Source organism: Amycolatopsis sp. DSM 110486 (genome assembly GCF_019468465.1).
GTDB lineage: Bacteria > Actinomycetota > Actinomycetes > Mycobacteriales > Pseudonocardiaceae > Amycolatopsis.
This window is the reverse complement of sequence record NZ_CP080519.1, coordinates 8704430-8727039: the sequence shown is the minus strand read 5'-3', so window position 1 is coordinate 8727039 and position 22610 is coordinate 8704430. Positions and strand designations below refer to the sequence as shown.

At 66.4% G+C, this 22610-nt stretch carries 20 protein-coding genes and 4 pseudogenes; 7 read left to right on the top strand and 17 right to left on the bottom strand.

The features are described 5' to 3' along the window. Positions 1-11 precede the first annotated feature (11 nt). The 5 genes and pseudogenes from K1T34_RS42210 to K1T34_RS42190 all read right to left on the bottom strand — a co-directional run bounded on the left by K1T34_RS42210 (position 12) and on the right by K1T34_RS42190 (position 4526). Positions 12-254 carry a hypothetical protein gene (locus K1T34_RS42210; RefSeq protein WP_220240249.1) on the bottom strand — a complete coding sequence of 81 codons (243 nt, stop codon included), beginning with the start codon at positions 252-254 and terminating at the stop codon, positions 12-14. Positions 255-711: 457 nt separating this feature from the next. Then, positions 712-894, bottom strand: a pseudogene (locus K1T34_RS42205) (hypothetical protein); the annotation flags it as partial. Between the two features lie 1198 nt (positions 895-2092). Then, positions 2093-2866 (bottom strand): methyltransferase domain-containing protein, encoded by a 774-nt coding sequence (locus K1T34_RS42200; protein ID WP_220240248.1) that lies wholly within the window; start codon positions 2864-2866, stop codon positions 2093-2095. Positions 2867-3103: 237 nt separating this feature from the next. Next, a complete protein-coding gene (locus K1T34_RS42195; RefSeq protein ID WP_220240247.1) occupies positions 3104-3592 on the bottom strand; it encodes a cupin domain-containing protein in 489 nt (162 codons plus the stop codon). A gap of 13 nt (positions 3593-3605) precedes the next feature. Continuing rightward, entirely contained in the window at positions 3606-4526 is a 921-nt protein-coding gene (locus K1T34_RS42190) for an NADP-dependent oxidoreductase (RefSeq protein WP_220240246.1), read from the bottom strand. Between the two features lie 146 nt (positions 4527-4672). Between K1T34_RS42190 and K1T34_RS42185 the strand changes: the two are divergent. The 3 genes and pseudogenes from K1T34_RS42185 (at position 4673) to K1T34_RS42175 (ending at position 7152) form a co-directional block, all read left to right on the top strand. Further along, positions 4673-5084 (top strand): annotated as a pseudogene (locus K1T34_RS42185) (nitroreductase family deazaflavin-dependent oxidoreductase). Between the two features lie 918 nt (positions 5085-6002). Continuing rightward, positions 6003-6710 (top strand): SDR family NAD(P)-dependent oxidoreductase, encoded by a 708-nt coding sequence (locus K1T34_RS42180; RefSeq protein ID WP_220240245.1) that lies wholly within the window; start codon positions 6003-6005, stop codon positions 6708-6710. Positions 6711-6744: 34 nt separating this feature from the next. Further along, positions 6745-7152, top strand: a complete 408-nt coding sequence (locus tag K1T34_RS42175; protein ID WP_255637965.1) for a hypothetical protein — start codon at positions 6745-6747, stop codon at positions 7150-7152. A 239-nt stretch (positions 7153-7391) separates the two neighbouring features. Here the strand turns inward: K1T34_RS42175 and K1T34_RS42170 are convergent, their stop codons facing one another. The 5 genes and pseudogenes from K1T34_RS42170 to K1T34_RS42150 form a co-directional block, all read right to left on the bottom strand. Continuing rightward, positions 7392-7613, bottom strand: coding sequence for a nitroreductase/quinone reductase family protein (locus K1T34_RS42170; protein WP_220240244.1), 222 nt, complete (start codon positions 7611-7613; stop codon positions 7392-7394). A gap of 18 nt (positions 7614-7631) precedes the next feature. Continuing rightward, positions 7632-8744, bottom strand: coding sequence for an IS630 family transposase (locus K1T34_RS42165; RefSeq protein ID WP_220240188.1), 1113 nt, complete (start codon positions 8742-8744; stop codon positions 7632-7634). Positions 8745-8786: 42 nt separating this feature from the next. Continuing rightward, positions 8787-8915 carry a nitroreductase family deazaflavin-dependent oxidoreductase gene (locus K1T34_RS42160; RefSeq protein WP_255637964.1) on the bottom strand — a complete coding sequence of 43 codons (129 nt, stop codon included), beginning with the start codon at positions 8913-8915 and terminating at the stop codon, positions 8787-8789. Positions 8916-9511: 596 nt separating this feature from the next. Continuing rightward, a pseudogene (locus tag K1T34_RS42155) lies at positions 9512-9634 on the bottom strand (leucine zipper domain-containing protein); the annotation flags it as partial. A 595-nt stretch (positions 9635-10229) separates the two neighbouring features. After that, positions 10230-11063 carry an LLM class F420-dependent oxidoreductase gene (locus K1T34_RS42150; protein ID WP_220240243.1) on the bottom strand — a complete coding sequence of 278 codons (834 nt, stop codon included), beginning with the start codon at positions 11061-11063 and terminating at the stop codon, positions 10230-10232. A gap of 615 nt (positions 11064-11678) precedes the next feature. Here K1T34_RS42150 and K1T34_RS42145 point away from each other — a divergent pair. After that, positions 11679-12602, top strand: coding sequence for a GMC family oxidoreductase (locus K1T34_RS42145; protein WP_220240242.1), 924 nt, complete (start codon positions 11679-11681; stop codon positions 12600-12602). 909 nt (positions 12603-13511) lie between these two features. Beyond that, a pseudogene (locus K1T34_RS54025) lies at positions 13512-14311 on the top strand (IS21 family transposase); the annotation flags it as partial. Positions 14312-14369: 58 nt separating this feature from the next. On the opposite strand, the gene K1T34_RS54920 reads toward K1T34_RS54025, so the two are convergent. From K1T34_RS54920 to K1T34_RS42115, 6 genes are all read right to left on the bottom strand, one after another. Then, a complete protein-coding gene (locus tag K1T34_RS54920; protein WP_370643516.1) occupies positions 14370-14804 on the bottom strand; it encodes an SLC13 family permease in 435 nt (144 codons plus the stop codon). Further along, positions 14801-15556 (bottom strand): SLC13 family permease, encoded by a 756-nt coding sequence (locus tag K1T34_RS54915; protein WP_370643515.1) that lies wholly within the window; start codon positions 15554-15556, stop codon positions 14801-14803. The genes K1T34_RS54920 and K1T34_RS54915 overlap by 4 nt, the downstream gene beginning before the upstream one ends. Positions 15557-15695: 139 nt before the next feature. After that, positions 15696-15857, bottom strand: coding sequence for a CBS domain-containing protein (locus tag K1T34_RS42130; protein WP_220240240.1), 162 nt, complete (start codon positions 15855-15857; stop codon positions 15696-15698). Between the two features lie 311 nt (positions 15858-16168). Further along, the gene (locus K1T34_RS42125; protein WP_220240239.1) at positions 16169-16480 is read right to left on the bottom strand and encodes a hypothetical protein; all 312 of its coding nucleotides are present in this window, start codon (positions 16478-16480) and stop codon (positions 16169-16171) included. A gap of 431 nt (positions 16481-16911) precedes the next feature. Beyond that, positions 16912-17430, bottom strand: coding sequence for a hypothetical protein (locus K1T34_RS42120; RefSeq protein WP_220240238.1), 519 nt, complete (start codon positions 17428-17430; stop codon positions 16912-16914). Between the two features lie 127 nt (positions 17431-17557). Beyond that, the gene (locus K1T34_RS42115) at positions 17558-18010 is read right to left on the bottom strand and encodes a hypothetical protein (RefSeq protein WP_220240237.1); all 453 of its coding nucleotides are present in this window, start codon (positions 18008-18010) and stop codon (positions 17558-17560) included. 236 nt (positions 18011-18246) lie between these two features. Between K1T34_RS42115 and K1T34_RS42110 the strand changes: the two genes are divergently transcribed. Both K1T34_RS42110 and K1T34_RS42105 read left to right on the top strand, forming a co-directional pair. Further along, positions 18247-18450: a LamG domain-containing protein gene (locus tag K1T34_RS42110; RefSeq protein ID WP_220240236.1), complete on the top strand. Its 204-nt coding sequence runs from the start codon at positions 18247-18249 to the stop codon at positions 18448-18450. Positions 18451-19334: 884 nt separating this feature from the next. Next, positions 19335-19535, top strand: coding sequence for a helix-turn-helix domain-containing protein (locus tag K1T34_RS42105; RefSeq protein ID WP_220240235.1), 201 nt, complete (start codon positions 19335-19337; stop codon positions 19533-19535). 207 nt (positions 19536-19742) lie between these two features. Here the strand turns inward: K1T34_RS42105 and K1T34_RS42100 are convergent, their stop codons facing one another. After that, positions 19743-22562, bottom strand: a complete 2820-nt coding sequence (locus K1T34_RS42100; RefSeq protein WP_220240234.1) for a glycosyl hydrolase family 65 protein — start codon at positions 22560-22562, stop codon at positions 19743-19745. Positions 22563-22610 lie beyond the last annotated feature (48 nt).

The following is a 22610-nucleotide window of genomic DNA, read 5'->3' as shown; positions in this document are numbered from 1 at the left end:
TCATCCCGTGCCTACACCTGTTCGAGGGCGAAGGCGACTATTCGCGCGACGTCGGGGGTGTGGCGCCACGTCATGTCGTGCGACCAGTGGCCACTCCAGTCGGCGGTGAAATCGCGGTGCGACAGCTTGGGCCACAGCCGCGGCGGTGGCGCCGAGTAGTCGTTGGGCTCGGTGCCGGTGGCGTCGAGGTTGAGGTCATAGCGGTAGCGGTCGACCCAGGTGATGCCGCTGTTGTACACAGGGATTGACGCCACGTCGGTGAATGCGGAGTCGAGGGCGGTGATCAGTTCGTCTTAGGTGGCGCGATTGTGCAGGTTCCCGAAGAGGGTCACATGAGGGGGGAACGGCGCCAGGTCGACGACCTGGCGTCGACAACAATGCCGCCGCCCCGTCGTGCCGAGGCAACCGCGATCGGTGGCGGAACCGGTGGCGACAGCTCAGGTGCGGCAGGCGGGGTCGGACCCTGCACGCCCGAGATCGAGCGATCTCGGGGCGAACGCGTGGCAGCGGGCGACAGCGGATGAGCCGCGCATGGCTCACGGTTGTCGCCGTTGCGCCGAGCGCGCCGAATCAGGCACGAACGTGCACGCCCCGGTCAGCGCCCTTGCCAGCGGTGCAGGAGCCGAAGAGCGACGATCGCGAGCGTGAACGCGGCGATCATCGCCACGGCGACGAGCAGGGGGTCCACGGTGCGCTCTTCTGTTCGTGTCTTCAGGAAAGCACGAAATACCGCGGCCAGAGGTAGGGTGCCGCGACGAGGACCGTGATGAGGGTGACGACGGCGCCCTTCTTGGTGAACTCCCAAACAGAAGGGTGAGCCGAACGGGCCGCGATCCCGAGCATGACCACGTTCGCGCTGGCGACCACCGCGGTCAGGTTGCCACCGAAGTCGGCAGGCGCGGTGGAGCCAGCGTTCCCCCTCGTCGAACTCGCCCATCCAGATGGCCATCCCGCCGACCGCGAATCTGAGACTCGTCGGTACCGACTCGTCTCGTCCTGCCAGCGTCGACATCCGTACTCACCTACCCAGAACCCGAATAGCCCTGCACGAGGCCCCGAACCTCATGCAGCCCGGACAGACGCCAGGCGAAAGCCCACCTCGAGGCAAAACAGCAGGTCAGACTACACAATTGGGCCTGCTGAGCACAGCTGGAAGAACGGAGACACAACGGAGCCCAGAACGGCTTTTCGTAAAAGCAAACATGATCTTGTCGCGACATAACTGCAGGTAGATGCCCTGCCATCAAAGACCGCTTCAAGATCACCGCAATCGAACCCGCAGGCTTTTAATCCCCGGGTTTGCCGTGTCAACGAGTATCGCAGGGTGCCACCCGGGGCTAATCCGTGCAGGTCAGGCGGCATTTTTCGCCAGCGTTAATGTCGGGAAGTGTCGCAGCGTATCGGGTGCTCTGTGAGCAACGGAGCCCAATCGGAGACCGGTAGCACCGTGGTCGCGCCTATTGCCAGGGTTCCGCAAACGCTTCCGAAGCACCCTGCAGGACTCCTTGTTGCCACATCATGAAAATTTTATCGTAGTGGAATATTTGCAGTATTGGGGGCTGGTACCTCGCCGCACGCGACCGGATTTCGCCTGGGCTGACGCCGAATACCGGTCAGGCAGACCGGCATTCGGCGGATCCTGTTCGTGATCACCATCAAACGAGCTCCGACTGTTAGGGGTTCCTGTAATTGATCTAGCTGCGGGACGTCAGCGCAGATGCTTGATGACCTCGGGGTAAGCGGCCACGTGGGATGCCAAGAAGCGGAACAGATGTGTAGTAATCGCGAAAGACCCTTCGAAAACGTGGCGAGCGTGTGAGCCACTGTGGCCCCGGCTCACACGCTCGCCACGCTAGTCGCGTTCGGGATCATGATCAGGATCAGGTTAATTCACGTTCATTTTCGGCTGGTGCGCGCACGCAAGACGATCGCGGAAGGATCAGGCCCGCCAAAAGGCCCCGAGGACCGGCCTGGTCCTCGGGGCAATTACCTGTTTTGAGTACCGTCTTGGCCCCGTGCGGCTCGCAGGGGACGAAGTGGCCGACCTGGTAGTCGTTCCAGACGCGCGAGCCTGGTCAGCAGCAGGAACGGTTCATACCGTCGGGCACCGCCCCTGCACTGCCACCACACCCAGCGAGGCGAACCATAAACCCGGTCGTGCCAGCTTCTCCTTCCACCGCTCGACCGTCTCGGGGTCGAGGATGCCACCGCCGGCGCGTTCGGCCAGCTGGTCAAACGTCAGTGCCAGCCATTCCGTCCCGAGCGAACCGCCCTCGGAGAATGGAACTTCGCATTCGACGCCGACCTCAGTGAGGCCGCGGGTGACAGCCAGGCGAGGTAGCTTGCGACCGTAGTCGACGTCGGCGGCGCTCGCGAGGAGGTCACGTAAGGCGCGCATGGCGCGGGCGTGGTCGGGATCCTCGTCAATGACACCACTGGAGAACATATCGCCCTCCTCGATCAGCAGCCACCCGCCCGGGCGCAGGGCCGCCACGAGTCGGCCGAGGATCTCGTCGCGTTCGGACAGGTGGTTGAGCAGCAAACGGGCGTGCACCACATTGAAGGCGCCATCCGGAAGCGGATCGACACGCACGTCGGCTTGGTGCACCTCAACGTTCGCCGGCAGGTCGTGCAGGCCGCTGATGTCGAGGTCCACCGCGCTCACGTGCCCGGACGGACCCACCTGCTCCCCCATCCAGCGCGCGATCGATCCCGCGCCTGCGCCGACCTCGAGGCACGCCCAGCCGGGAGCAAGCCCCAGCGTGCTCAGGCGCCGGCGCGTCGTCGGGTCGTAGGTAGCTTCCAATCCCTTGAGCCTGCGTTGCGCGCGTTCCCACGCGTTGGTCAGCGCGTAGTCAGTGCTCATTCCCACCTCCGTCAGTCGATCTTTGTTGTTACTGCTGCGTTCCGCAGCAAGCGCCCAAAAAACAACTATTTGTCGAGTGATACTGCTCGCCAGGGCCGAGACTCCGCCCCATGCGCGCTGCTCGACTTCGTGATGATTCCAGTTCCCAATCCGCCGGGCTGGTCGCTCCTGCAGAAACAATTCTCAGCCTTTCCGCAGGAGCTGACTGTCAAGCGTGCCGTGTCTGCATCGATGTCGTCAGGAGTGAGGGTCGTCGACCTTGAGCGGGTCTCCGGTGGTGGACACGAACACGACCAGTAACCGGGCGCGGGCCGTCTGGCTGGTGTTCTGCGTGAGGACGTGGTGGGTGCCCGGTTGCTCGACCCAGTTCTGGCCCTGGTGGAAGGTGCTGATGGGCTTGTCGTCGAGTTGGCTGCGCACGCTGCCTTCGAGCACGTACGCGTAGACGAACGCCTGACCGTGCCGGTGCGGCGTCGCGACCGCGCCGGGTGGGAAGTCGACGATCGCCGAGGTGAACGTCTTGCCCTGGACGTCCGGCAACGCCTGCTGGATCAGGGGGGTCAAGGACTCGGCGGGCGGCTTTGCTCCCGCCGTGTCCTTCGGGCTCGGAGCCATTGATGTGACTGCGGCGGGCTGGTCGGTCGGCTCGTCGGCAGAGGTGCAGGCCGTGACTCCGACCAGCACCGAGAACGCCAGGGCACTTGCGGTGATCCGCTTTGCGATCATGAGGAGGTCCTGTTCAGTCTTCCGTGACTCGGATGATCGTCTTGCCGGGTGTGCGCACGCCCGAGGTGAACGCGGCGCGTGCCTCGGCAAGTGGCACTACGGTGCCGATGATCGGTTTGAGGCGTCCGCTGCGCACGCGCTCGGCGAGGTCGGCGAGCCGGACGCGGTCGGGTTCGACGACGAAGAACACGGCCCGCCCGTCGGCGGGCCTGACCTGGGGTGGCATCGCGATCGTGACGAGCGTGCCGCCCGCGCGCACGAGCGCGGCCGAGCGGGCGTGAACGTCGCCGCCGATCATGTCGAACACCACGTCGACCTCACCGACGTCTTCGAGCCGTTCGGACTGCACATCGAGAAACGTGTCTGCGCCGAGCTCGAGCATCCGCTCCCGGTCCGCGGCCCGGCCCGTGCCGATCACGCGTGCGCCGACTTCACGGGCCAGCTGCACGGCGATCGACCCGACACCGCCCCCGGCACCGTGGATGAGCACTGTCTGACCGGTGCTGACACGGCCGTGGTCGAACAGGCCCTGCCACGCGGTCAGCCCGGAGATCGGCAACGCGGCGGCCACGGTGTGGTCGATGTCCGTCGGCAGGGGTGCGAGGTTCCGCGCTTCCACCGCGGTGTATTCGGCGAGCGAGCCGTCGCGTGCCCAGTCAGCCATCCCGAACACTCGCTGCCCGATGCTCAGTCCGGTGGTGCCGTACCCCAGCTCCGTGACGACACCCGAGAGCTCGTGGCCGGGCACGCTCGGCGTCCGGTCGCGGCCCGCGCGGTCGGTCCAGGTGGCCGGCCAGCTCAGCTCCCCCGGCGTGAAGCCGGCGGCATGCACCCGCACGATGACGTCGTTTTCGGCCGCGTGCGGGTAGGGCAGCTCCGCCGGGGTGAACCCGGCGACGCCCGCGTCGCGGTCTTGAACAGTGATGGCTCGCAATGACAGATCCTTCCTTGCTCTTCGCGTGCATGATCATCAGCGAGACGAGGTAGCCCCGCAAGATGTGACAGGGATCGGACCGCTGGGTAAGAACCTCGGGCCCGGGGAAGCTGTGTTCGTGGCTAACGAACCAGGAGGGAACAAGAATGCTTGAAGGTGACGAGAACGTCCGCCGCTACGAGGAGACCGACGGTGAAGTCGGCCACGACTGGCAACCGGGAGTACCGGCACTGGTCCTGATTACCAAGGGCCGCAAGAGCGTGAGGACCGCAAGCTCGCGCTGATCTACCAGGAGGTGGACGGCAACCCAGTGATCGTGGCGTCCAATGGCGGCGCCCCGAAGCACCCGAGCTGGAACCTCAACCTGCAGGCCAACCCGCAGGTCCGCGTGCAGGTGAAGGCCGACAAGTTCACCGCGCACGCCCGCACGCCCGCACGGCCGTAGGCGACGAGCGCGCGAAACTGTGGGACAAGATGGCCAAAGTGTGGCCGTACTACAACGAGTACACGAAGAAGACCGACCGCGAAATCCCCGTGGTGATGCTCGAGCGGGCGTAACCACGAGGAAACACGTGGGCTGTCCGCGTTCCCGCGTCCGGTGATCTCGTCGGTGGTCGAGGACGCCTTGTCGCGGCGATAGGGCTTCGAGTAGCGCTGGGCTCGGTATCGGCCGGACTCCGTGGTTGAAGGCAGCGGAGGTTTGGCTGCCTTCCGCCACATGGGCGCGGAACTGGCGACGGCATTCTCCCTCAGACCACCTCCACGAGTATCCGGGGTATCACCGCGCCGGTAAACAGACGCGGATCCGGTCAGGCGGTCGGGAGATTGTGGTTCCCCGGCACAGGTTGGTCGCGTTGTCAGCCTTCTTGATCTTGACCAAGCGGACGTAGTGTTCGGCCTTTCGGCCCCGGGCCCACGCCGGAGAGGAAAACACGGGCTTCGACCCAGCGGCCTCTCGTCTGCGCGCTTCACCATCTGCCAGGCGGAGCCCAGGGCGGCCTCATGTCCGATCAGGTCCTGCCAGTTCCCCATCGTCGCCGACGAGATGCGGTGCCGCCAACGTCAGCGACAACTCATCCTTCAACACCGCCAGCGGGAACTGGACCTTTTCATCCAAAGTTACCGGCAAGGCCGGTCCCTGCGATCTGCTCACCCAGGCAGAGGGCTCCGGCGGTGGCGTCGGCAGCTCGTCGAGAACCGCAGGAGGCGTGTGGCCATGGTCCACGCGGTGTTCGCGGACTCCCGGGTCCGTGAGCCGCCTTGCGGACCGGTTCGCCTCACCAGCGCCGCGGCGAGCACGTCGTGCCAGCCCGGCATTGGCGACGCCCGCAGCCTGCTCGAACGTGGGGACGGCGCGAATCTCTGCGATGGACGTTGAGGTCCAGTTTTACGTGGATTAGGTCCGAATCATCGGGCTGTGCGTCATCAAGTGGACCGCGTAGTCCTCAGTCGAACATTCGGAGGTATGTTATGGGCATGCAGAATGAGAAGGTTGCTGTCATCACTGGGGCCTCGCAGGGCATCGGTGCCGGCCTGGTCGAGGCGTACCGCAAGCGCGGTTACGCGGTTGTCGCCACCTCGCGCTCCATTGCCCCTGGCGAGGACGCGGGCGTCCTCGCGGTCCAGGGCGACATCGCCGACCCGGCCACTGCCGAGCGGGTGATTTCCGCTGCCCTTGAGCGGTTCGGCCGTGTCGACACCCTGGTCAACAACGCGGGCGTCTACGTGTCCAAGCCGTTCACGGACTACACCGCGGACGATTACGCCTCCGTGACCGGGATCAACCTGGTCGGGTTCTTCCGTCTCACCCAGCTCGCCGTCGGCCAGATGCTCGCTCAGGGCGGTGGGCACATCGTCAACATCACCGCCAGCATTGTCGACAACCCTGATTCGCGGGTCCCGTCCGTCCTCGCCGCGCTGACCAAGGGCGGCCTGCAGGCCGCTACCACGTCGTTGGCGATCGAGTACGCCACGCGCGGGATCCGGGCCAACGCTGTTTCTCCGGCTACTACCCGCACTCCGATGCACGACCCGCAGATCCATGAGTTCCTCGATGGCCTGCAGCCCGTTGGTCGTATGGGCGAGATCAGCGACATCGTCGAGGCGGTTATGTATCTGGAGAATGCGCCGTTCGTCACTGGCGAGGTCCTTCACGTGGACGGCGGCATGAGCGCCGGCCACTGACCACGCCCACCCACTCCTTCCACGGAGCACTACTGTGAACAAGAACACCGCGGACAACGAGGCGGTGCTGCGCGGCGTCCTCGACGGCTGGAAGGCCGCCGTGGACAAGCACCAGCCCGATCAGGCGGCCGCCCATTTCACCGACGACGCCATCTTCCAGGGAATGCACCCCTACAGCGTTGGACGACCGGGCGTCGCCGCCTACTACGACTCACAGCCCCCAGGCCTGACCGCGGAGTACCGGATCCTGGAGACCAGGCGCCTATCCGACGACCTCGTCCTTGGATACCTGAACGTCGACTTCTCCTTCACCGACCGCCCCACGGTCAACGTCTACCTGAGCATCCTGCTGAAACGAATCGGAACTGGGTGGGCTATGGCCCTCTACCAGGTCTCCAAGCTCGACCAGGACACCACCGGCGGAAACCCCGGCAGCAAGTAGCGGCCGAGACCGGACATCTTCGGAGGCGGTCTGAGCGGTGATCTCGTAGCGGCCTCGGCGCCCACGTGTCGGGAGGCGGCCAAACTTCACCGCCTCCCGACACGGATTCCAGCCGGTACCGGGCCGGAGCTCTACTCGAAGCCCGAACGCCGCGACAAGACGCACTCGAACACAGGTCAATCCACCGGTGAGATCACCGCACCCGGAAATTCGGATAGGCTCCGCATTTCCTCGCGCGGTCACACCCTCTCGAGCACCAATGTGGGGATCTCGCGGTCGGTCTTCTTCGTGTACTCGTTGTAATACGGCCACACTTTGGCCATTTGGTCCCACAGTTCGCGCCCTCCGGCGTGGGCGGTGGACTTGTGCGCTTTCACTTGCACGCGGACGTTCCGGTCGGCTGGCAAGCTGAGGTACCAGCTCGGGCGCTTCGGGGTGCCGCCGTTGAACGCCACGATCACCGGGTTGCCGTCTACTTCCTAGTGTCCTGCGTCAGAAATTCGTCGGCAGAAGTTGGCGAGTGACTCGAGGATCTCAGCGGCGGTCTTGGTCCAGATGAAAGGCCTGGGGTTGTCGTTCCATTCCTTGATCCACGAGCGGATGTCAGCTTCGAGGTTCTGGACGTTCTTGTGGACACCGCGCCTGATCTGCTGATCGGCAAGGAAACCGAACCACCGCTCAACCTGATTGATCCAGGAGGAACCGGTCGGAGTGAAGTGCATGTGAAAACGAGGGTGCCGTTCCAGCCACGCCCGAATCGCTGGTGTTTTGTGGGTGCCGTAGTTGTCGCAGATCAGATGGATCTGCAGATGAGCGGGGACCTGCTTGTCGATCTTGGCGAGGAACTTCTTGAACTCCGCAGCCCGATGCCGGCGGTGCAGGGCGCTGACGACCTCGCCGGTGGCGACGTCGAACGCCGCGAACAGCGTGGTCAGACCGTTACGAACGTAGTCATGAGTACGACGCTCAGGCATACCGGGCATCATCGGAAGCACCGGCTGGGACCGATCCAAAGCCTGGATCTGCGACTTCTCGTCAACAGAAAGCACGATCGCACCGTCGGGCGGATTGAAATACAACCCGACAACGTCGTGCACTTTCTCCACGAACAACGGATCGGTCGACAGCTTGAAGGTGTCGGTCAGGTGCGGCTTGAGCTGAAACTTCCGCCAAATCCGGCCGACGGTCGACTTGGACAAGCCACTGTGCTGCGCCATCGACGCACGCGACCAGTGCGTAGCGTCCTTCGGGATTTCCTCCAGAGTCGCCACCACCACCGCTTCCACGTCCTCGACCCCGATCACCGGCGGACGACCGGGCCGAGGTTCATCGACCAACCCGTCGAGACGGTGTGCCAGGAATCGTCGACGCCACTTGCGGACCATGTCCGGCGACACGCCGAGATCCTTCGCCACACCCACAACCGGAGGCACACCGTCCTGGGCGCACGCCAGCACAATCCGAGAGCGTGCAGCCAAAGCCTGCGCCGAATTTCGCCGCCGCACCCAGCGTTCCAGCGTGGACCGCTCCTCATCGGTGAGCAGCACCGGCTCAAGCTTCGGCCCCCGACGTCCCGCGACACCATCAGACATGCCATCAGAGTCTAAATGACGACGAATTAACGACGCAGGACACTAGTAGATCAACACGAGTTTGCGGCCCTTGGTAGTGGTGACCAGTGTCGGTACCCCTGGTCGCCGGTCGTGGCCGACTTCGCCGTCAGGCTCCTCGTAGCGGCCGACGTGCTCGTCACCCTCAAGCATTCGTGCTCCCTCCTGGTTCGTTAGCCACGAAGACAGCGTCTCCTTGTCCGGGGTCTTTACCCTCCGCCGGCACTCGGTCCCGCCCCGCCTTGTCGCTGGGGGTCGGTGGGTGCGAGCGGGAGTTCATTCGTGGTGGGACTGGATGCCCCGCTCCCGCCGCGCTCGGGAGTCCGGCGGGATGAGCAGGAAGCACATCAGCCCCCCGAGCTGCTGTGGGGAGGGATGCAGCGGAACGGGTGGCATGAAGCCGGCGCGGGGTCGCCTCCAGGCGAGTGCCGCAGCCCGGAGCCGAAGACTCGCGGCCCGGGAGGCCAGTGGGTGGAGCCCGAGGACACCACCGCACCAGCAATGACTTGCAACGCTGCCCGACCGCGGGTATTCCACAGTGGACGCTGCGAGATGCTCTCACCCCGGCTCCACCGTCAAGAGGAACCAACCCCACGTCGGGCAACCCCTCTACCACAGTTTGCTGTCCCGGCGAGTTCGCCGATCACGTTCGCCGCGTTGTCGAGCGCGTCGACGCCGATGGACTCGACCACCATCTACCGCAGGTTCCCTCGCAGTCGGAGCCGTGCTCGCCGACGCGGAGGTTGGAGCCTGGATGCGCATTGGCGGGAGATGCCCATCTCGGCGGCGACGTGGGCGATCGGGCGAGTCTGGCAACGCGCGACGAGCCGGCGGCGGCCCTCGACCGACAGCGGGGCATTACGGTGGTGCATGGACGGGTCTTTCTGCTTGGCGGATGTGTTGGTCGCACTTCTCATCCTGCCGCTGAAAGACCCGTCCCTCGTCTCCGGCCCTCGCCCGCGTCACCAACGTCATGCCCCGCAACAGCTAGTCGTCCATAACCGGGCTGACCGCTGCCACGACCAGCTCGCGCACCCGTCAACGCGTGGTGTTCCGGCTGAATAGCAGGAGCGGTTCCTTCACCTGCGGTGATGAGGTCAGGGGGGGTCGGTGGTGCCGGCCCGGTAGCGGCCTTGTTCGAGGTAGGCCTCAGTGGTGGCGAGGCTGACGTGGCCGAGGTTACGGGAGATCTGGCAGAAGACCGTGGACTTCAGCGGCGATGGCGTAGAGGTACCGAGCCGCGCGCAAGTGCACGGAATCGGCGGTCGCGCGGACAGTAGCGGCGTGCGCGCGGAACGAGTTCGCGCCGCGGCGCCGCGCAGCAGGCTGCGGCGCAGGTACCGGCCGGGCGCGGCGACTGCCGGCCGGCAAGGATGCGCGAGCGCTCTCCGACGAACAGTGCTTCGGGACGGATGCCCTCGTCCGTGGCGAACTATCCCGAACCTCGCATGCGCATAAAACCGCGGTTCACCGGTGATCTGCCGCCAGCCGTGCGAGGTCGTCGAGGGCGGTGAGTGTCTCGGCTTCGGGCAGCGTGGGCAGCAGGAACGTGTAGCGCTCGACGCCGGCTTCGGCGAAACGCTTGATCGCGTCGGCGTCGGTGGAGCCGTCGCCGAAAACGGTGAACGGCACGTTGGTGCGACCCTGTTCACCGAGCCAGTCGCGGACGCGGCGGATCTCGTCGGCGGAGGTCTGCTGGGTCGGCAGCCAAGCGTCACCGTGGCGGGCGAGCCGGCGCAGCGCGGCCGGGCTCCCTCCGCCGATGTAGATCGGCGGGTGCGGGGTCTGCACGGGCTTGGGCCAGGCGAAGATCGGGTCGAAGTCGACGTGCTTGCCGTGATATTCGGCCTGCTCCTGGGTCCAGATCGCCTTGAGCGCCTCGATCTGCTCGTCGAGCCGCTCACCGCGGGTGCGCAGGTCGATGCCGTGGTTGGCCGTCTCCTCGCGGTTCCAGCCCACGCCGACGCCGAACGCCACCCGCCCGCGCGACACCAGGTCGAGTGACGCGACCTCCTTGGCCGTGTAGAACACATCGCGCTGGATCAGCAACGCGATGCCCGTGCCCAGCACAAGGTTCGACGTGTTCACCGCGGCCGCGGTCAGCGCGACGAACGGGTCCAGCGTGCGGTAGTACCAGCGCGGGATGTCGTCGTAGCGGGGGTGGGGGCTCTTCCGGCTCACGGGGATGTGCGAATGCTCGGCCAGGAACAGCGAGTCGAAGCCCCGCTCCTCCAGGGCCTCACCCAGCACGTCGGGCCGGATGCCTTCATCAGTCACAAACGTCGAGATCCCAAAGTCCATGACTCCTTCTACCAGATGGGCCACAGCAATATTCCCAGCCAGACACTCGCCGGCACCGCTGATCGGGACGAACGCGCCGCACTTCCCTGCACTTAGGGCAGTTCGAACGACCCGCAGGTTTGCAGTTTTGCCCAAAGTTCATCCAATCAGTGAGAGCGCGGTCCGCACCGTCTGGATCTTTCGTTTGCTGCTGCTTCACCCCGCGGCGACTCCAAATAGTCGCGCGCAGCCGGACGGCTACCCGCCGAGTCAGCTACCGGCCGGTTCAGGCGAGGGTGGGCGTCGGTGGTCACCGTGGCCGCGTGCGCATCCACGCCATTCAGGGCAGGGAAGCGCTCGGGCACGGGACCGGCAACGCCTCGGCAGCCTTGTGACCGTGATCATGACGCTGAACGCAACTAGCATGGCTAACGTGTAAGTGGGGTAGGTCGGCGCGCACGTTCGTCACGCTTTCGAAGGGTCTTTTGCGATGACTACCCCATCCGTTCTGATTCGGGGTTCAACACCAGCTATGCCAGCCCCTCAATGCTGTGATTTCCACCATATTTGCTGTCTTTAATGTGGCCCGCAGGTCAAATTTTGGCGTGTTTTCACAAGCGACCGTTACTTTTTTGGATGATCATGGAAGAATATGACTTTGTCGTGGTTGGAGGCGGGACAGCCGGATGCGTCCTGGCCTCGCGGCTCTCCGCGGACCCGACGGTGACGGTGATGCTCCTGGAGGCCGGTAACGCCGACGCTCCTCCCGCCGTGTCGGACCCGGGTTCCTGGTTGTCGCTGGCTGGCACGGGGGCAGACTGGGCGTTCTCCACAACTCCCCAGACGCACACTGAAGGCGCCGTGCATCCCGTTCCGCGGGGAAAAGTTCTCGGGGGATCGAGCAGTATCAACGCATTGATGCATATCCGCGGGCACGCTCTCAGTTACGACGCTTGGGAGAAGGGAGGTGCGGTGGGGTGGAATTATCAGGAGATGCTGCCGTTTCTGAAGCGCAGCGAGAGCGCGCCGGGACGCGATCCAGCGTACCGGGGAACCAGTGGACCGATTACAGTGGCGCCTGCCCCCGACACCCATCCACTGTTCGAGTCCCTTCTAGGCGCCGCGATCGAAACGGGCCATTCCTACCGCGACGACCTCAATGGGGCACAAGGCGAGGGCTCGTCGTGGATTGAAGTGAATGTCGTCGGTAGGAAGCGACAGTCCGCCGCTGACGCCTACCTGCGCCCGATCCTGCATCGCCGCAATCTCACCGTCGTCGACCGCGCTTTCGCCTCCAGGCTCGTCCTCGAGAGGCAGAGATGCCGCGGTGTCGTCTACGTCAGGGACGGCGAGGAGCATACGGTCGAGGCTCGGGGTGAGGTCGTCCTCACCGCCGGCGCGTTCGGCTCGGCGCAACTGCTGATGGTGTCAGGAGTGGGACCGGCCGACCAGCTGCGCGAAGTCGGCGTCAAGGTACGGGCAGACCTACCCGGTGTGGGTGAGAACCTGCACGACCATCCGCTCGTCTCTCTTGCGTTACACGGCGCGTCAACCGGTTGAGAGGGGCTTCTTCCGGAGCCTGCACCGGGCGATGACGTCTGCCAGCCAGTCGGGAGTAGCGAACTTCAGTCCGTACTGAGCTACCAGGCCTGCCCCGAACCTTGAAACAGACCAGGAGGGCAAACTGCCACCGGGCCGCAACAAGTCCCGTCGCGGTGGGCGCGCCGCCGTGACGGCCTACCTTCGAGGAGCCGCAGGAAGACCCGTCCCCGACCGGTGAAGCCACACGGACCCCCGTCACGGTCCGCCTGAACCGCCGGGCCGTCGCAGCGTACGTACCGACCGGCGGCGGTAACCGCGGTTGAGGAATCACACCCACCCATCCCGTCACGGAGCCTACGTTCGTCCTCGGTCGAACATTCGGAGGTATGCGCCGGGTGGTCAGGAGAGCGTGACCTCGGCAAAAATGGTGAACTCGCGCCTTGCGCCTGGCTGCTTCAGTGCGGGAACGTGTCGGGCGCGCAGGCGAGCCGGTCGTAGGCGTGGGAGCCGCTCGAGGAACCGTGGTATCGACGCACGCCCATCGTGCTGATCCGTATGAAATCCTCACCGACAAGGTCGCTCGGTGTCCCTGTCAACCGCCAGCGGGTGCGAGCGCGCGGCCCCGAATCCAACGAGCCGCACGTAGCCTGTGACAGCAGCGGTTGAACCGGAGGTGGCCGTATCCCAGGACTTGGTGATCGGCGCCCAGCACTTCGGGTTTCACGCCTGCCGTTCTCGGCGATCATGGGAGACAGTTGCTATGCGTGGCCAAGGACGTCGGGCGTCGGCGGGCAGCCGACGCTCGCGAGGTCGACGAACCCTCCGCGATGTCGCCATGAGCGAAGTTGTGTACGCCGCCGTGCCGCCGACTCGTGAAAACTGACCCCCAGGAGTCTTCCGAAAGTTGACCCCCTCTGATGTAGGAGGGTGTTGAACGTGGAGGACTGGGCGGAGATCCCCCGGTTGCATCGGGCTGAGGGCGTGCCGATCAAGGAGATTGACCAGCGGTTGGGGATCGCGCGGAACACGGTTCGGGCGGCGTTGAGATAGAAGGGGCGCCGTCGTATCAACGGGCTGCGCAGGGGTCGTTGGCGGGATGCGTTCGAGCCGCAGATCCGGGTGTTGCCGGCGGAGTGGCCGCGGATGCCGGGACCGGTGATCGCGCAGAAGATCGGGTGGCTGTACTCGATGTCGCCGCTGAAGAAGAAGCTGGCGGCGTCGCGGCCGGAGTATGCGGGGATCGACCCGGTCGACCGGGTGGTTTACGAGCCCGGCCAGATCGCCCAGTGCGACCTGTGGTTCCCACGAGCCGCGGATCCCGGTCGCCGCGGGTCAGGAACGCGTCGCGGCAGGCCGGGGAAATTCTGTCCGGGATGTGGCAGCGGATCAACGGGATCGGACGAGTCACGAAGCGGCTGGTCTGGGACCGGGAGTTCGCGATCGGCGGGACCGCGCGGGTGAGCACCCCGGCGGCGGCGTTCGCCGGCACCCTGGCCACGAAGATCGTGCTCGCGCCGCCGCGAGACCGTGAGTTCAAGGGCATGGTCGAGCGGAACAACCAGTTCCTGGAGACCTCGTTTCTGCCCGGCCGGGTCTTCACCGGTCCCGCGGGCTTCAACACCCAGCTCGACGAGTGGCTGGCCACGGCGAACAACCGGATCGTCCGGGCGATCCAGGGCCGACCGGTCGAACTGCTGGAGACCGATCGCCAGGCGATGCTGCCGCTTTGCTTCCGCAACGCCGTGAGGGTGGCTGTCACGAGCCGGCTCTGTGGGGCGACGGGAGTCAGGTGAAGTAGCGCAGCCAGACGTATCCCCAAGCCATCGCCGTACTGAGGACAGTGACGACAAGGCCGTAGCGGGTGAACTGCCAGAAGCTGATGGCGTGGCCGGTGCGGGCGGCGATGCCGATGGCGACGACGTCGGCGCTGGCCGCGACCGCGGTGCCGTTGCCGCCGAAGTCGGCTCCGAGCGCGAAGGCCCACCAGAGGGCTTGTCCCGTCTGGGCGTCGGGTACCTCGGCGACCATGCCTTCGACGATCGGAGTCATGGTGGCAACGTAGGGGATGTTGTCGAAGAACGCGCCCAGCGCGCTCGATCCGAAGAGCAACGCGGTTGCCGCGGCGAGGTGGTTGTCGCCGAAAATCTGTATCGTCCAGCCGCCGGCGGTCTCGATGACGCCGGTGTGCGCGAGCCCGGCGACCATCACGAACAAGCTCATGAAGAAGACGAGCGGAGCACGGAATGCAGCCCGAAGCAGAGCACTACCGCGGCGAACACGACCAGGCAACGGCGCAGCATGCGCGGATCGGTGATCGCGCGCCGTTCGTGCAGAGCCAGCACCGCGGCCACGTGCTCGGGGTGGTAGCGGAAAGACTTGCGGAACAACAGTCTGGTGAACAGCACGAAAGCCACGAAGACGATCACCACGATCGGTGCCATGTGGACGAGGAAGTCGGTGAACGTGAGCCCGGCGCGGCTGCCGATGATGATGTTGGGAGGATCGCCGATCAACGTGGCCGCGCCACCGATATTGGACGCGAGGATCTCGGCGATCAGATAGGGCTGGGCGGGGATGCGCAGCCGGTTGCAGACGACCACCGTGACCGGGGCGACCAGCATGATCGTGGTGACGTTGTCCAGGAACGGGGAAGCGATCGCCGTGATCGTCATGAACATCACCATCAGCCGGTAGGGCCGGCCTTTGGCCCTTTTGGCCGCCCAGATGGCGAGGTAGCCGAACACGCCGGTCTGCTTGATGATCCCGACGATGACCATCATGCCGAAGAGAAGGAAGATGACATTCCAGTCGACGCCCGCATGCTCGGAGAAAAACACCTCGGTACCCGGGATCAGGCCCAGCACCGCCATGAGACCGGCGGCGACCAGCGCCACTTTCGTCTTGTCGGCCTTCTCCGTAGCGATGAAGAAGAACGCGACGACGAAGATCGCCAGCGAGAGAACCGCAGTCACGGCGACCCTCCCCGCGGCCAGGCACACCGGACCCGGACGGGGCGACGAGCAACGTCATCGGCGGCAGAATGACGCACCACACGAACCTCCGAACCTAGGTGCCGTCGCCGACGGCTTCGGCAGATGGCCCGGGTGCGCACTATTCCTCGGGGCCGAACACCGCCAGCCCCGTGATCAGCCGCTCGAGGGTGATGGCGCCGACGAGCACGCCCATGTCGTCGACAACGGCCACGAGCGGGCTGTGCTGCCGGGCCATCAACACGGCGGCCTCGAACAACGTCGCGTCAGCGCGAACCGTCACGGGCTTCGCGAAACGCTGGGGGGCGCAGTCACCGACCGTCCGCCCGGCCAGCTCCAGCCAGAACCGGTCGGCGTGGTCCTCGTCGACCGCGCCGACGAGTGCCGGGTCTTCCCGGTATGACTTCCGGTACCGACCACAGGTACTTCATCGTTGCGACGTCCGGCGACGGCGCGAAAGGTTCTGCCTTGACCCGCGGCGCCACGCGGCGAGCAGCCGCGTTGGCCGCTCGTCGGCCGAGTCCTCGGTGCGCACACGGCCCGACCGCCCTCGCCGCCGATGCCGTTACCGGCGGGCCAGGCGGGCGCCGGCAGCTAGGGCTTGACGAGGAAGATTCCGGCCACCGATCGACGCTGTCCGTTCGGTGCGAAGACGGCCACTCCGTTTCCGGTGTCGACCTCCAGGCGGTAGCCGTCGATCGTGCGCAGCACTTCGGAACCGTCGGGCCGCTGGTGCACAACGCCGCTGGGCAGATCTGTGGGATCGAGGTTAAGGAGCACGAAGGTCAACCCGGATTCGCAGGGCGCATTCCAGTACACGATGCCGTCGACGCCCACCTGGTAGGGGATGACCGCGTCGAGCTGAACAGTGCCCGGCTCGTCGACGTCGGCGGCGAGCAGCAGCATGCGTACCGTGCCGTCAGCTGTGGGAACGTTCATGTCTTCCGCCCTCCGTCGGGTTCGTGCGAGCAGACTCTTCGCCGGCGCCCGTCGGGTACCAGCGCTGGGCAGCCGGTGATGGGTAGACGGAGCGCAGCGTCCAACCCGTTGCATGGCGGAGGTCACCACCTGCGCTCGTGCTGTGGGCGGAGCTCCGCGGGGAAGAAGATCGAACGAGCCGCACTCGAATGGCCCAGAGATGATCAATCTCGATGGGGTGGCACCGGCCGTTTCTCAACTGCGCCGCCGATCCGCCAGGCTGCGGTGCGCCGCTTGGCCGTGTCGGTTGTTCAGCTCTCGCACCAGCGGAATGTCCGCACCACCGTCCGCCTTCGCGGCCCACCGCGCAGCGCGTCGGTGATCTGCCGGGGCTCCGGTCGGTTCCCGGCCGACTCTGGTCAGTCCCAGCAGTTGAACAGCAGCTCGCCCAGGGTGGCCGGCCGCCAGTGGCGCGCCTGGGTGCGTTCGGCCCCGGCGAGGCTGGACAAGTCCAACGCCTCGACCGGCGTCGCGAGTTCGACTTGGCCGAGCACCCGGAACCCGGCCAGGGCGAACTGCCCCGCCCAGTCCGGCGGCTCATCGAAAGTCCGTGGCGATTCCCAGCCTTGCGGTGGTGCCGACGGAAACGCGACCACGGCGAGGTGGGCGTGACACAGGACCGTACGGGACCATCCGCGGCCGGTGATCGTGACCGCGTGGAAGGTCGCCATCGCGAGGCGGGTCACCACACCGACGTGGCCGCCAGCGGTCCTCGCCGCCGCGAAGCAGACCGCGCGGAAGCGGGTCAGGTCCGTGCTGGGCAACGGTTTTCCACCCGCGTCCCAAAAGCCCGTCGCGCCCCGGTCGACGCGCCACGGCCGGCCGCCAGTCAGGACCGCCGGCGCCTTCGGGTACTCGGGGTTCTTGCGCGCTGCCACGCCGGAATCCTGCCACGCCCGTGCACCACGGGCAGGCGTCGGAGGACAGGACGTTCCACGCTTGCCTCAAACCGGCCTCGCGAAACTCGTCTCCAGGAAAGATCACCGGCGCGGCCGCCTCAACACGTCAGGGTCTCGGCTTCCGTGCTGCCCGGTATTCCTGTCCGCGCTCGTCCGACTGTTTGTAGACGACGTCGGGTGCTTCCGGTGCCGGCCACACGGAAAGCAGGTAGTTCTCGACGGGTTCCTGGACGTTGAGATGGGGGGCGATGTCGCGGCCGCGGGCGTGCACGCGTACCCGGTAGGTGCCGGGTCCTGTGTGGGCCAGCTCGGGGAAATCCGGCGGGTCTTCCATGATGCCGTGCACGATGAGTTCTCCGTACTCCGACTCGACCGAGACTTCGGCGACTTCGTCCCAGCCGTCGAGGTCGACCGAGTCGGGTGCGGTGTCGAGCAGTTGCAGGGTCACGGTGACCGAACCCGTATGGATGCCGGTGAGGACAACCGCGCCGTTGGCGAGATCCGTCCCCACGAAACCGTTGACGCGGGCAAGGCGTGGCGCGGGCAAGTCCGCACTCACGTCCCTGATGACGAAGTGACCGTGACTCATGTGCAGGTCAGCGGTTGTTGTCCTCACCGGCTTGTTCATGCGTCCCCTCGCTCGGCTACGTGATCGTTACCCAGAACGGGTCGTTGTTGATCACACGTTTTCTGTAAACCCCGCAACACTCACCGCAGGCGCCACCTACACACCAGACGCCACCCGCGGCACCGTCCTGACCACCGACGGCAGCACCGGGTACGCCCACCCACACCATGGCCCTCTACATCAACGGAACACTCGCCCAAACCGTCACCGACGTCACCGGATGGAACGCCACCGGCCCCTTCACCATCGGCCGAGGCAAATACGGCAGCACGAGTACGTTCTACTTCCCCGGCAGCATCAGCCACCTGCAAGCCTGGAACTACACCCTCACACCCACCCAGGTAACGGCGCTCGCCCAACAAATCAACTGAGAAGCCGCTGACAGGACGCCGCACCACACCGCGAGTGTGGTGCGGCGTCCTACCGCGTCGCGAACGGCACCTCCACATCCGCATCCAACAACACCCGCCGGCTCCCACCGAAGCCCTGCCAACGCGACGCTTCACGCGCGGCATGGAAACCCACCGCGTACGCGTGCATCAGCAAAACCATGAGCTCACCGAGCCCGCCAGCTTCAGCGTGCCCAAGCAGTCACCGACAGCAGCGACACTCCGACCGCTCAACGACGGGTAGCGACTGTACGTTTCTCCGCAGGTCAGAGCCACATCGAGGGCGCGGCAGCGGACATCCGAGAGCCTCTCGCCCAGTGGCCAACCGCCAACACGAAGCCAGACTCACACTCACCACGCACTACATCCACAGCATCGTGGCCGACAGCGCCACGTCTCAACGCCCGCGGACTTTCAATCCCCTCGTTAGTGATGTCAACGAGTGTTACATAGTGCGCCCAGGGTTGATCTGCGCAGGTCAAGGCGCATTTTTCATGAGCGTTTGTGTCGGCCGGTGTCGCTCCGTATCGGGCGCTCCGTGAGCAACGGAGCCCAACCGGAGACAGGGTCGGCTAGCTAGGCCGCAGCAGGTGGTTCGAAGATCGGGCCCTGGCTTCATTCGGCTCGCTGTCCGACACGGAGGACGCTCAGATAATGGCGTGATACTCGAGCGCCCATCCGCTTGCGGATGGGCTCGGCAATGGCGTCGAGCAGGGGCTCGCGGACGTCGTGGTCGAGCCTCCGATACAGCGACATCGCGCGAAGGAGGTCGGCAAATCCGTCCCCGTTGAACCACTGAACGGTGGGGTACCAGCGCACGATCGTTGGACCGAACAATTCGCGGGTGATGGCGGCTCCGCACGACGGTGATCCGCTTCTTCGCGAATGCGGGCAACGCGGCCGCGACCGGTCGGGAGCTGCGCCTGCGCCGCAACACCGTTCGTTACCGGATCCACCAGGCCGAGCTACTCCTCGGCCACCCCATCGACCAGCGCTGGATGTACGTCGAACTCGCCCTGCGCTGCCTCGAGGTCTACGGCTCGGACTTCCTCACCGCGAACCCGTGACGCGCTCCGGCCTCGTCACTTCACTTCCAAGCAGCGCCACCGCGACCCGGTCGTCGGGCCGACGTGCGCTCAGCCCTGGGGTGGCGGACGCGAAGGCGAACGGGGTCCGCTCAACGCTTGCGCGGGCATCTCGGGTCGCAGCCAGCCGGGGTCCAGGCTGCTGCACCCTCGGCCGGAGTCCCTGGGGAGTCCGGCCGAGGGTGCTGGTCAGGAGCCGCAGTTCGTGGCGTCGCCTGCCGGGTGCCTTGTGGGCACCTGCAGCACGGTCCCGGGCCTGACCTGGCGCACGTCATCGCTGCCGCTGCCGACCCGGACCGGGAGCGGCGGGCCGGAGCGCAGGGTCAGTTTCGTCGTTCGCGCGCCGACGGACAGGTCGAACGAGCGGCCGTGCCACTTGATCCCGGTGAGGTCGACACCCGGCAGTTGCGGCGGCAGGAAGGGATCGACGGTGACGGCGTCGGTTCCCCAGCGCAGCCCGGTGAACCCGTAGAGGAACTCCTGCAGATAGCCGCCCTGGCCGGTGGTGAAGTCGAACGCTCCGCCGGTGCGGGTCTCGTACCACTGGTCGAACGGTGCCGCCAGGTACGGGTCCGCGCTCTTGCGCAGGGAGGTGTAGACGTCGCAGCCCCGCGACCCGAGGGCGGCACCGGCGATGGTGGCGATCGCGTCCGTCATGGACGGGCCGTCGAGGTCGGTGCGCTGCTGGTAGTAGTCGAGGTCGTTCTGGGCGAGGCCAGGCGACATCGGCACCGCCAACGGGTACTGCAACAGCGTGACGTCAGCCTGTTTGATCGTCTGCCCGGAGTACCCGTCGAACTCGGGATGGATGTTCGTCGTGGTGTCGACCGGGATCTTCAGGCCGTCGGCGACCTTGTGCCAGGCCGGATCGGCGGCCCGGCCGAGCATGCCCGCGGCGCGGATCGCGATGCGCAGCGAGGCTTGCGCTCCGGCGTTGGTGGTCACGCTGTTGTCGACGTTGTCGTGGTACTCGTCCGGACCTTTGACATCCCTGATGGCGTAACCGCCGGCCGGGTCGGGGACGGCACGCGTGGCCCAGTAGTCGGCGATGCCCTGCAGCACGGGCCAGGCCTTGTCCCGCAGCCAGGTCTTGTCACCGGACGCTTCGTAGTACTGCCACTGCGCCAAGGCGATGTCGGAGTTGATGTGGATTTCCTGCTTGCCGTCGGGGGACCAGTCCGGGGTTGTCTCCTTGCCGGTCAGCGCGCTCTGCCACGGGAACTTAGCGCCCTTGATCGGGTGGTCCGGAGTGGACAGTGCCGCGGCGGCGGCCTGAGCCGCCGGCAGGCGCTGCTGCCGGTAGGTGTTCGCGTCGGCGGCGATGTCGGGGTACTGGGCGAGCAGCGCCGGGTACATCCACGTCTCCGTGTCCCAGAACACGTGACCGCTGTAGCCGTCCGAGGACAGACCGCCGGGGCTGGCGCTCCAGACGACGCCGGCGCGCACGCTCGCGAGCAGGTAGAACATCGACGCGTGGACCTGCGTGGTCATGGTGGGGTCACCGGGAATCGAGATGCTCGACTGCCACAGGCGTGACCAGGCATCGCGGTTGCGTGCCAGCGCGCGCTGATAGCCGTCCGCGGCGGCGTGGGCCGCGGTCTTCGCGGCGGCCTGCTGCGGAGTCGCGGCTGCGAGCGGCCGGTCGGTGTCGACGCTGGAGGCGACGCCAACGTATTTGGTGATCCGCAACGGCTCTCCGGCGCGGACCGGGAAAGTCGCTCGCTGTCCGGCACCGCCGTCACCCGGGTCGGCGATCGCCTGGGTCGGCACCGTCTTCCCGCCGATGCGCAGTACCGAGTTCAGGCCGGCGGTGACCAGGTTCCCGTTGCTCACGACGGTCTGCGACAGTGTCGCGGTCTTGCCGTCCACGCGCGGGTCCGTCGTCGAGGCGTGGTCCAGGCCCCTGCCGTCGAACTCGTCGACGACGGTGGCCGTTCCGCTCCAGTGCGGAACGGCCTGCACGCTCACCGTGCCCAGGTGGCCGTCCGCGCGGTTGGCGTTGACCTCGTAGGCAAGGCTGGTCGTATCGCCCGCGGGCGAGGTCCAGTCGAACGACGTGGTCAGCAAACCGGTGCGCAGGTCCATCGACTGCCGGTACTTCGTGGTGGTGCCGACCGTGGCCGGGGCGATCTGCGTCGGTGGCTGTGCGCCGTCCGGATACAGCGCGAGGTAGTCGACGTTCACCCGCGCGGTGTCCCCCTCGGTGACGGTGACCTCGAGCGTGTTCGCGCCCGCGTTCAACGTCACCGGCACAGTCACCACCGCCCAGTCGTCCCAGCTGGCCAGGCTGGGCACGGACAGTTGCCGGAACGCGCCGTTCACGCCGATGTGGATGGTCTGCGGGCTGCCGCTGCCGTTGCCGTACCGCACGGCCAGCGTCGCCGGGCCGGCCGGCGCGTTCCGGACCGGGATGACGCCGCCGCCGCCGACTGTCGGGGTGTCGTTGCTGTTCAGGCCGGCCAAGTAGCTCCCGACGATCGAGCCGGGGTGGGAGGACTCGAGGAACGCGCCCCCGGAAACCTTCCCGTACGCGGTCGGGCACAACTGGCCGAACCCGCAGGACCAACCCTCGATCCCGTAGACGTCGCCGCCGCGGCCGAACCCGAGCGTGGTCCAGGCCGGCAGGCTCGCTCGCTCCTCCTGCCCCGCCGCGGGCGCGCCGTAGAAGCCGGCGAGCTCGGACTGGGTGACGATGGGCATGGTGCTGTACCCGTGGCCGGCCGCGGGCACCCGTGCGGCGAGGTAGCCGTTGCCGACAAACGTCGGCGAGTAGTTCTCCGCCGTGTCGCTCGTGCTCAGCACCCAGCCGTCGCCACCGCCGCCCGGCCCCGCCACCGGGGCGGCCGAGGCCGGCACCGTCACCAAGCCCAGCAGCAGACCACCGACCGCCAGCAGGAAGCCCGCCCTGCCCCTGAGCCCGCCCGAGCGGAAACGGCCCCACGCCCGCCCGCGGCGCGAGGCGCGAAGCCTCGTTCTGCCGGCTTTCGTGGCCTCGCCGTGCATCTTCATCGAAACGGCACCTCCTCGCGGCGGAACGCCCGGCGGCGAGACAAGCCA